This window comes from Brevibacterium ammoniilyticum, assembly GCF_038429965.1.
Lineage (GTDB): Bacteria > Actinomycetota > Actinomycetes > Actinomycetales > Brevibacteriaceae > Brevibacterium > Brevibacterium ammoniilyticum.
In genome coordinates this window covers 26625-35137 of the sequence record NZ_BAABNP010000023.1, presented here as the reverse complement: position 1 = coordinate 35137, position 8513 = coordinate 26625, and the positions used below count along the sequence as shown (strand labels likewise).

Here is an 8513-nt window from a genome sequence, read left to right as displayed (position 1 = left end):
GATCAGCTAAGCAAACCGGGTATTGCCGTTGGGATTGCTGGGCACGAGCCTGATCCGAGACACACTTTCTGTCCTATAGCCCGCCGCTCGACGCTTTCGAGACCGGCATGGCCGATCGCCCACCGGAGGACGAGGGCGATCGCGACGGCATCGTCGGCGTAGCCGAGGACGGGGATGAAGTCCGGGACGAGATCGATCGGCAGCGCGAGGTAGACGAGCAGGCCGCCGAGCATCCAGCGTGTTCCCCGAGGTGTCCGCGGGTCCGTCGCCAAGCGTTTGACCAGGCGCAGCACGTCGGGGACGAGGCGGACGATCTCCTTCCAGTCGACCGACCGACCCATGCGGCGCGACTGGACCCAGAGGACGGCGATGAGGGCGACCCAGAGGAGGAGCAGACCGGCGACGATCGAGAGGACGATGACGAGCCAGTCGGGCATGGAGCACTCCAGTTCTCAAGGACAGGATCCGAGGGAGATTGTAGACCGGAGAGCGCATCCGGGTGAGATGAGTCCGTTTCGAGGGGAGTCGTCGGTTCGCGATCCGAGCGATCGGGACCAGACGAGTCGGTTTCCGCCGGATCGGTCGGGTCGCGACCCGATGCATCCGGCGGAAAGTGAATCGAAGCCGTGGGTGGCGCGCATCGGGGGTCGGGTGTGGCCGTGGGTGGGGTGTGCCGGTGGGCGCGGTGGGTCGTGCCGGTGGCGGTCAGCCGGTGGCCGGCTCCTCCGCATACGCCTGGGTCGTGCGGGCGAGGAGGAAGAGCCACGCGAAGAGCACGCCGGCTGCCATGGTCTCCATCCCGGTGAGGTTGTAGTAGCCCAGGGGCACCCAGAGGAGGATGGCTGCGGCGACGGCGGCGACGACCACGAACGAGGTGGCGGTGAAGTCCTTCGGCAGACCGGGCGCGAGTCGGAGCAGCGTGAGGAAGAAGGCGAGGAAGGAGACGACCATGCCCGCCCCGGCGCTGACGTGGACGGGGAAGTTCACCGCGTCGGGGACCGAGCCGACGACGATCATGCAGATGCCGATGGCAGCGAATTCCCAGGTGAGGATCGTGATGCGGCGAGGGTCGCGGATGCCGCGGTGGCGCAGCCCCAGGGCGATGTCGTGCCCGATGTGGTTGGCGAGCGTGGTGAGCAGGAGGCCGGCGATCTGCAGCGAGATGTTGAACTGGTACCCGTTGATTCCCGTGTCGTTGCCCAGACGGGAAAAGTGGAACTGCCACCACGTGGCCTCCGGGGACTGGATCATACTCGCCAGTGTGCCGAGGAACAGATCGGCGACGACGAGGCCCACGACGACGACACTCGTCACCCCGTCGGCGATGATCACCGCGAAATAGGCGCACGCCGCCGCGGCCGCCCCGGCGAGTGCGGCGCCGCCGAGCGGATCGACCGTGAGCCCGCGGAAACCGAGCTGGAAGATCTGGAAGACGGCGTGGACGATGATGCTCGCCACCATCGCCACCGCTGAGATCAGGGCGATGAGGTCGATGATGCGCTTGACCCATGGCAGCCTCCGCCGCCATGCGAGATCGGGCCGTCTGCTGCTGCGCAGATACGAGAGGGCGAACCCGAGCCCGGACGCGACGGAGGCGGGCCACGCCGCGAGGGCTCCGAGCGAGTCGGCCCCGCCGAGCGGCAGCCGTTGTCCGGCCATGACGAGGACGACGACGATCGCGGTGAGGACGAAGGCGACGACTGCGAAGCGAGTGGCCAGCGATTCGAGGCGGGTCTGCGGTGACCTCAGCGTCAGCGGTGCCTCACCCCGGCCGCGACCCGTGGTGAGAAGCCGGGGACCGCCTCGGCGGGGTGCGGACTCAGCCATCGGAGTCGTCACTCAGACGAAGGACGAAACGACCCTGTTCCGGGGTGTAGCCGAGGTCGGTGACGAGTTCGCGGTCGACCTCGGTCGTCATCTGGGTGAGGTCCGCGCCGCGGTTGATCCCCTGCTCGTGGACCCACCGGAGCATCGCCGCTCCGATGTCGGAGGTGATCGCGCGGAAGCCGGCGACCTCGAGGCGCAGCGTCCCGCCCTGGGAGAACCCGGGAACGAAGGTGAGCTCCATCGTCCCGACCACCGCACCGGATGCGTCCCGGACGACGGCGAGGTAGTGCGAGCGGTCCCGGGTGATCGCCGCGTGGAGGCGGTCGCGCACCTCCGTGCTCGGCATCTCCTCGCCGAGGAGGTCGAGGATCGCGGGGACATCGGCGCGCTTCGCTCGCGAGACCCGGAACTGCTCACCGTCGACGTCGAGGACATCGCCGACCGAGTGGGCGGCGATGTCCTGCATCCGTGCGACGAGGGCGTCGAGCCACCCGCCGACGTTCGCCCGTGCCTCCTCGGTGTCGGGATACCGGCAGCGCAGGTGCAGACCGTTCTCGTCGAGGATGAACCACAGCATCACCCCGTCAGTGCGGATCGTCGCCCCGACGTACTGGGCATCGAGCCCCGTCGAGTCGATCCGCACCGGAAGCCTGCGCAGGTCGAGCCACGAGATCGCGAACATCCCCGGGGCCTCGGGCATGCCGCCCCACGGGGCGAGCACCTCGGCGAGGGGATGCGAACCGAGTTCGATGGCCTCGCGCACCGACCGGGAAGTCGCCTGCGGGGCGGGATCGGTGACTTCGAGGACGGAGTTCGTGATGAACCAGCCGACGGCGTCGTTCCACTTCTCCTCGAAGCGGCTGTGGACGGGGAAGACCGCGCGCAGCGGGGCACCGCTGACCGTGCGGGTGACCTCCGCCATCGCCGAGAGCGCCAGGGTGAGCGTCGAGACGCCGTCGGCTCGCGCCTGCGCGGAGAACGCGGCCGAGGAGTGGACGTCGAAGACATCGCGGACCTCGACGCGTTCGAGGTGGGCGGCGGCCTCACCGAGGGGGAGGGGGAAGCGCGGCATGAACCCATCACCGGCTTCGAGGATCTCCCGCCACCGCCTGCTCACCTCGGGCGGCGGGGGACCGGGCTCGGACAGGGCAGCCGTGTGCTCGGCGAACTCGGGGGCGGCGTCGAGGGCCGGGGCGACACCGGAGGAGATCGCGGCCAGCGCCGAGAGGAGGTCGCGGGCGATGACGAGCATCGACCACATGTCGACGTGGGCGTGGTCGGCGCCGATGATCACCGTCGATCCGGCAGCGGTCTCGAGGACGCAGAGACGATGGGACGGGCGGGCGAAGGGGGTGCACGCCTCATCGAGGACCTCGCGCAGGGCGTCGTTGACGGCCTGGCCCTGGGCGATGGGGTGCTCGCGCCAGCGACCGGAGAGGAGCGCGATCTCGCCGAGGGCGAGCTCACCGGATTCGTCGGTGGAGAAGGCCGACCGCAGCGTGCCGTGGCGTTCCATCACCGCCCACCACGCGGACGCGAGGTCGTCGCGGTCGACGTCGCCGGGCAGCTGCAGGGACAGCGCCATCCACGAGCCGGGTCTCGACCCCGCTGAGACGTGGCGGCGCTGGTCGAACGAGATCGGCAGCCGGCGTTCGGGGGGGCCCGCCTCGACGTCGTAGCCGTAGAGACGGCCGAAGGGCAGCCGCAGGTGAGACACGTTGGTCAGACGCATGCCGCTACTCTAACGTGAGAGGCACCGCAGTGGGCCGACAGCCGGGAGGGCACGTGATTCATCGTCTCGATGGTGCTGACATCGCCGCGGAGCTCTCCGATGAAGGCGGCGCCCCCGTCGTCCAGCTCCACGGACTCACCTCATCCCGGGCGCGCGACAGGGTGCTTCAGCTCGATCTCGGGGTGGGGCTGAGCGGAACCCGGCTGCTGCGCTACGACGCCCGCGGACACGGACTCTCGACGGGCCGGCCGGTCGCCGAGGACTACCGGTGGCCGAGCCTGGCCGAAGACCTTCTCGCCCTCCTCGACATCCACTTCCCCGGGGAGCGGGTCCACGGCGTCGGACCCTCGATGGGCGCTGCCACCCTCCTCCACGCTCTCCTCCTCGACCCCGACCGCTTCTCGGGACTCACCCTCGTCGTGCCCCCGACTGCATGGGAGACGCGTCCGGCCAAGGCCGAGGTCTATCGGCAGGCCGCGGATCTCATCGAGGGCGGCGGCTTCGATGAGTACCTCGCCGCCAGTGCCCTCACTCCGCAGCCGCCGACGCTCGCCGACGCGCCGAGCACCCGACCTGAGGTGCCGCTGCCGCTCCTTCCCGCGGTCCTGCGCGGTGCCGCCGGCAGCGACCTGCCCGATCCCGCACGACTCGAGGGGCACGCGATTCCAACGCGGATCCTCGCGTGGGTCGACGACCCCTCCCATCCGCTGGCGACCGCACAGGGCCTGCATGCGCTGCTGCCCGAGTCCCGGCTCACCGTCGCCCAGACCCCGACCGACCTCGTCTCCTGGCCGCAGATCCTCGCCGAGGAGGTCGCGCGCCACGGGGTCTGGCCCGCTGGTTCCTCACCCGCCTAGACTCGGACCCAGGACCCGAGGTCCGGGTTCCGGCGCGCAGGCGCCTCGGCGGAGGATCGACGATGATCGCTGCGAACGTGACCGACTGGCTCCTCGACTCCGATCCGGCACTGCGATGGCAGGTCGAGCGCGACCTCCTCGGCGCCGATGAGCAGACATGGCAGGCGACGAGGGCGCGGGTGCCCAGCGAGGGGTTCGGTGCCGAACTCCTCTCCCATCAGGACGCCGACGGCCAATGGGCAGGCGGCCCCTTCTTCCCCGCTGGTTTCCGCGGTGAGGGCCCGCAGCCGTGGACGGCGACGACATGGGTGCTCAAGGACCTCCGCGAATGGGGTGTCGATGCCGCGGTGCTCGCCGGGACCGCGGAGAAGCTCGAGCCTGTGCGCTGGGAGTACGAGGAGATGCCGTACTGGGGCGGTGAGGTCGACGTCTGCATCAACTCGTGGACGCTGTCGAACGGCCTCTGGCTCGGTGCCGACGTCGACGGCATCGTCGACTGGTTCCTCGATCACCAGCTGACCGACGGCGGGTGGAACTGCGAATGGGTCAACGGTTCGATCCGGTCGTCCTTCCACTCGACGCTCAACGCCCTCGTCGGCCTCCTCGACTACCAGCAGCGCACGGGGGATTCCGCCCGAGTCGCCGACGCACGCGCGGCGGGGGAGGAGTACCTATTGGTCAGGAGCCTCTTCAAGCGAGCATCGAACGGCGAGCCGTACTCGATGAACGCGTTCAGCCTGGCATATCCGCGACGGGCCTACTACAGCATCCTCGCCGCGGCCGACTACTTCCGCGATGCCGGCCTCTCCGACGGCACCGCTCCCGACCCGCGCCTGGCCGAGGCGATCGAGCGCATCCGCGCGCAGCGACAGGACGATGGAACGTGGCTGCAGGGGCACCGCCTAGCCGGAGACGTGTGGGTCCACGTCGATGCCCCGACGGGAGAGCCGTCGAAATGGGTGACGGCGCAGGCGCTGCGAGTCCTCGACTGGTGGGATGCGGAGCGAACGCCGACCGGGTCCGCGTAGGGATCGGCAGGGCCGACAGGGGCCGCCTCAGAAATCGACGTCGTCCTTGTCGATGCCGGGGAACATCACCTCGTACTCGACCATGTTGTCCTTGTGGTCGATGAGTTCGATGGTTCCGAAATAGGTCATCTCCTCATCGACGACATTGCACGATTCGAACCCGGACCAGTCCGTCACCGTCATGTCCTGCTCGCACTTCGCTTCCTTGACCGACATATCGAACTTGTTCGCGACGAGGTCGACGAGGTCGGCTTCGAGGGAGGCGGCGGGAATCGTCCCGTTGCCGTCCTTGTCGATCTTCATCGCCTCATCGCTTGCCCACGAGGTGGTGCGGGCGGCATCGGCGAACGGGTCCTCCGAGGCGCCCGGCGAGGCAGACTCCTCGGTCGGCGTGGGACTCGGCGTCGGGGTCTCCGCCCCGAGAGTCGAAACCTCGGGCGGCTGCTGTGCGTCGGAGGAGTCCCCGCCCATCCCGCATCCCGCCAGCGCCAGCGTCATCGCTGCCACCGCTGCCGCTCGTCGCCCTGCGCTGCGCATCACTCTCATCGTCCGTCTCCTCTGCTCGTCGGTGATCACCATCATCTCCCGCTCCGCACCCCACGGAGGACGGAATCGTGTGCGCGATCCGCGACGGCTGTTGCCGTCCTGGCACAGGAACGATGACGTCGCGTTGACCCCGCTGGCGCGGTCTTGGCACGATGAGGCGATGCAGCCTGTCCTCGGTCTCATCTCCCACGGCACGTCTTCTCCCGACGGTCAGGCCGTCATCTTGGCCCTCGCCGAGGCTGTCGCCGCCGGGGACCGCCTCGCCGAGACCCTGATGTCGGGCCCGACAGAATGAACAGACTGCTGCGACGAGCGCAGCGGCTGATGGTGGTCGGGCTGCTCGCGTCCTTCCTCGGCTCACAGCTGGTCGAGGGGGCCGTCAACGGGCTCATCGTGCTGGGCGTTTTCCCCCTCGCGTGGATACCCATCTACCGCACGGTCACCGACGTTCAGGATGCGTTCGCTGCGGCGGTGTCCCGGTTCGTCGAGCGGCACAATCCGGGTCACGTCCTCGTTGTCTGTGAAGCAACCGATGTCGTCCTCACGAGTGTGGCCATCGCCATGATCCTTCTCGGGCCGTCCGGCTGGGTGGCGCCGGTGCTCGTCGTCTACCTGTTGGTAGCCTCGTTCCTTCCTCTCGTCGTCGATCTCGCTGAAGAGTTCTATCTCAATGACGTTGCTCAGATCGATGGGGGAGCTGTTGTCCGGGCGAACATGCTCATCGCAGTGGGCACCGGTGTCGGTGGGCTGCTCATCGGTCGCCCCGTCGGTGCTTTGACCAGCGTTTCGGGTATCGCGACGGTGCTCGCCCTCAACGTCGCGCTCTCCCTCGTCGCGATAGTCCTGCGCATTCGCTCGGGTCGGCTCTATGCGCCCGAGCATGCGTCACCCTCGCCGGAGGCCGATGCCGACGGGTTCGTCGTGGGGATCAGGCGCTTCTTCTTCCCCTCCGGGCCGGGTGCGATCGTCCGCAACGGATTCCTGTCCCCGGTCTTCTCTTTCGTGTTCATGCTGAGTACGTCCGTTCTCGGAACGTACGTCGTCCTTTGGGTAGCGGGTGAAGCTGACGGGAATGGAGTCGTCACGCGGCTCAGCGTCCTTCTGTTCGCTATGGGCGCTTCTGCCATCGTCTCCCCGTATGTCATCGGTCGAATCCTCGAACGCAACGGCGAGACTGCCGACCGTCTGCTGCGGTGGCTGCTCGGTCTCTTCTCCTTCGGCTGCACAGCCGCCGTGGTCGTTAGGCTGACCTGGGACGACGCGGTCGGATCGCTCGTGATCTTTCTTTGTCTGCTTGTCATCACTGCGAGCTCGCAAGGTGTGCTCTTCGCCGTATCGACTCTCAGGCAGCTTCGGTTGAGTTCCACGGAGTTCCGGGAGGTCGTCGGGTGGTCGTTCTCGATGTCCGCGATCGGCGGGATCTGCGGTGCGTGGTTGGGCTATGCCCTCCGAGCGGCCCAGGATCCACTGGCAGCTCTCCTCGTCGCGGCGGGGATCGGCACTGCCCTGTTCGTCTGGGCCATGATGTCGCGATCCTCCACCAGGTGACGGACTGTTCGGGACGGTACCCACGGGGGGGCCGCTGAGCCCACACGACTGCCGAGCCTGAGGATGGCGAATCACCGTCGTCGGGCCGATGCTCAGGCCGAGTCTCGTCGTCGCGTTGACCCCGCTGGCGCGGTCTTGGCACGATGAGGCGATGCAGCCTGTCCTCGGTCTCATCTCCCACGGCACGTCTTCTCCCGACGGTCAGGCCGTCATCTTGGCCCTCGCCGAGGCGGTCGCCGCCGACCTGCGCGAGCGCGGGATCACCGACATCCTCGCCCTCGGCCACGTCGACGTCCAGGCCCCCGACGTCGCCGAGGTGCTCGCGACCCTGCCCGCGGATCGCACCACCGTCCTCGTCCCCCTCCTCCTCTCACCGGGCTACCATGTCCACGTCGACCTCGCCGAGGCGGTCGCAGGCGCCGGCGGTCCCGCCCCGGACGGAATGGGCTCGGTTCCCGGCCGGCCTGTCCGCGACATCCGCGTCGCCGGGACCCTCGGTCCGGACCCTCGCCTCGCCGAACTCCTCGCGGCGAAGCTGCCGGCCCTCGACGACGGCGACGAGGTCATTCTCGTCGCGGCCGGATCGAGCGACGAACGCGCCAACGACGCGTCCCGCGCCGTCGGAGACCTCCTCGCCGAGACTCTCGCGCGTCCTGTGCACACGACCTTCCTCGCCGGAGACCACGACAACCTCCGCGACATTGTTGAGCAGAAGAGTCATCTCGGTCGTCGGCTCGTCGCCGCCAACTACCTCCTCGCACCCGGCTACTTCGACGACCTCGCGGCCCGACTGCTCGCAACAGTCGGCGGTCGCCTCTCCGCACCGCTCCTCCACCCGTCGTCACCAGCCCCAAGACAGCTCGTCGACATCGTGCGCGACCGTATGGTCGCAGTCCTCTGAACCGACGTCAACCCCGTCCCTGCGATCCGTCATGCGGCGTCGCACAGCGTCATATGTCGAACAATGACGAGCTT

General features: G+C 68.5%; 9 protein-coding genes. 5 read left to right on the top strand and 4 right to left on the bottom strand.

Going from position 1 to position 8513, the window contains the following annotated elements; genetic code table 11:
* Positions 1 to 2: 2 nt before the first annotated feature.
* From AAHA49_RS17140 to AAHA49_RS17130, 3 genes are all read right to left on the bottom strand, one after another.
* Positions 3 to 437, bottom strand: a complete 435-nt coding sequence (locus AAHA49_RS17140; RefSeq protein ID WP_342039094.1) for a YkvA family protein — start codon at positions 435 to 437, stop codon at positions 3 to 5.
* Between the two features lie 268 nt (positions 438 to 705).
* Entirely contained in the window at positions 706 to 1827 is a 1122-nt protein-coding gene (locus AAHA49_RS17135; protein WP_119296353.1) for a DUF998 domain-containing protein, read from the bottom strand.
* Entirely contained in the window at positions 1820 to 3559 is a 1740-nt protein-coding gene (locus tag AAHA49_RS17130) for a condensation domain-containing protein (protein WP_063249200.1), read from the bottom strand. The genes AAHA49_RS17135 and AAHA49_RS17130 overlap by 8 nt, the downstream gene beginning before the upstream one ends.
* Before the next feature lie 53 nt (positions 3560 to 3612).
* Between AAHA49_RS17130 and AAHA49_RS17125 the strand changes: the two genes are divergently transcribed.
* Positions 3613 to 4416, top strand: a complete 804-nt coding sequence (locus AAHA49_RS17125) for an alpha/beta fold hydrolase (protein ID WP_009379088.1) — start codon at positions 3613 to 3615, stop codon at positions 4414 to 4416.
* A 62-nt stretch (positions 4417 to 4478) separates the two neighbouring features.
* Positions 4479 to 5444 (top strand): hypothetical protein, encoded by a 966-nt coding sequence (locus tag AAHA49_RS17120; protein ID WP_063249199.1) that lies wholly within the window; start codon positions 4479 to 4481, stop codon positions 5442 to 5444.
* A 27-nt stretch (positions 5445 to 5471) separates the two neighbouring features.
* On the opposite strand, the gene AAHA49_RS17115 is transcribed toward AAHA49_RS17120, so the two are convergent.
* Entirely contained in the window at positions 5472 to 5990 is a 519-nt protein-coding gene (locus AAHA49_RS17115; protein WP_342039093.1) for a hypothetical protein, read from the bottom strand.
* Positions 5991 to 6150: 160 nt separating this feature from the next.
* On the opposite strand from AAHA49_RS17115, the gene AAHA49_RS17110 reads away from it, so the two are divergent.
* From AAHA49_RS17110 to AAHA49_RS17100, 3 genes are all read left to right on the top strand, one after another.
* On the top strand, positions 6151 to 6285 hold the full coding sequence (locus AAHA49_RS17110) for a hypothetical protein (RefSeq protein WP_259801861.1): 135 nt from the start codon (positions 6151 to 6153) through the stop codon (positions 6283 to 6285).
* Positions 6286 to 6317: 32 nt separating this feature from the next.
* Positions 6318 to 7538, top strand: a complete 1221-nt coding sequence (locus AAHA49_RS17105) for an MFS transporter (RefSeq protein WP_313421076.1) — start codon at positions 6318 to 6320, stop codon at positions 7536 to 7538.
* Positions 7539 to 7689: 151 nt separating this feature from the next.
* Positions 7690 to 8439 (top strand): sirohydrochlorin chelatase, encoded by a 750-nt coding sequence (locus AAHA49_RS17100; RefSeq protein ID WP_063249298.1) that lies wholly within the window; start codon positions 7690 to 7692, stop codon positions 8437 to 8439.
* The last annotated feature ends 74 nt before the right edge of the window (positions 8440 to 8513 follow it).

What these genes read in the sequence shown, in the direction of transcription:
- AAHA49_RS17100 (WP_063249298.1), top strand. Translation starts at nt 7,690, where the DNA reads ATGCAGCCTGTCCTCGGTCTCATCTCCCACGGCACGTCTTCTCCCGAC.
- AAHA49_RS17120 (WP_063249199.1), top strand. Translation starts at nt 4,479, where the DNA reads ATGATCGCTGCGAACGTGACCGACTGGCTCCTCGACTCCGATCCGGCA.
- AAHA49_RS17115 (WP_342039093.1), bottom strand. Translation starts at nt 5,990, where the DNA reads ATGAGAGTGATGCGCAGCGCAGGGCGACGAGCGGCAGCGGTGGCAGCG.
- AAHA49_RS17130 (WP_063249200.1), bottom strand. Translation starts at nt 3,559, where the DNA reads ATGCGTCTGACCAACGTGTCTCACCTGCGGCTGCCCTTCGGCCGTCTC.
- AAHA49_RS17140 (WP_342039094.1), bottom strand. Translation starts at nt 437, where the DNA reads ATGCCCGACTGGCTCGTCATCGTCCTCTCGATCGTCGCCGGTCTGCTC.
- AAHA49_RS17135 (WP_119296353.1), bottom strand. Translation starts at nt 1,827, where the DNA reads ATGGCTGAGTCCGCACCCCGCCGAGGCGGTCCCCGGCTTCTCACCACG.
- AAHA49_RS17110 (WP_259801861.1), top strand. Translation starts at nt 6,151, where the DNA reads ATGCAGCCTGTCCTCGGTCTCATCTCCCACGGCACGTCTTCTCCCGAC.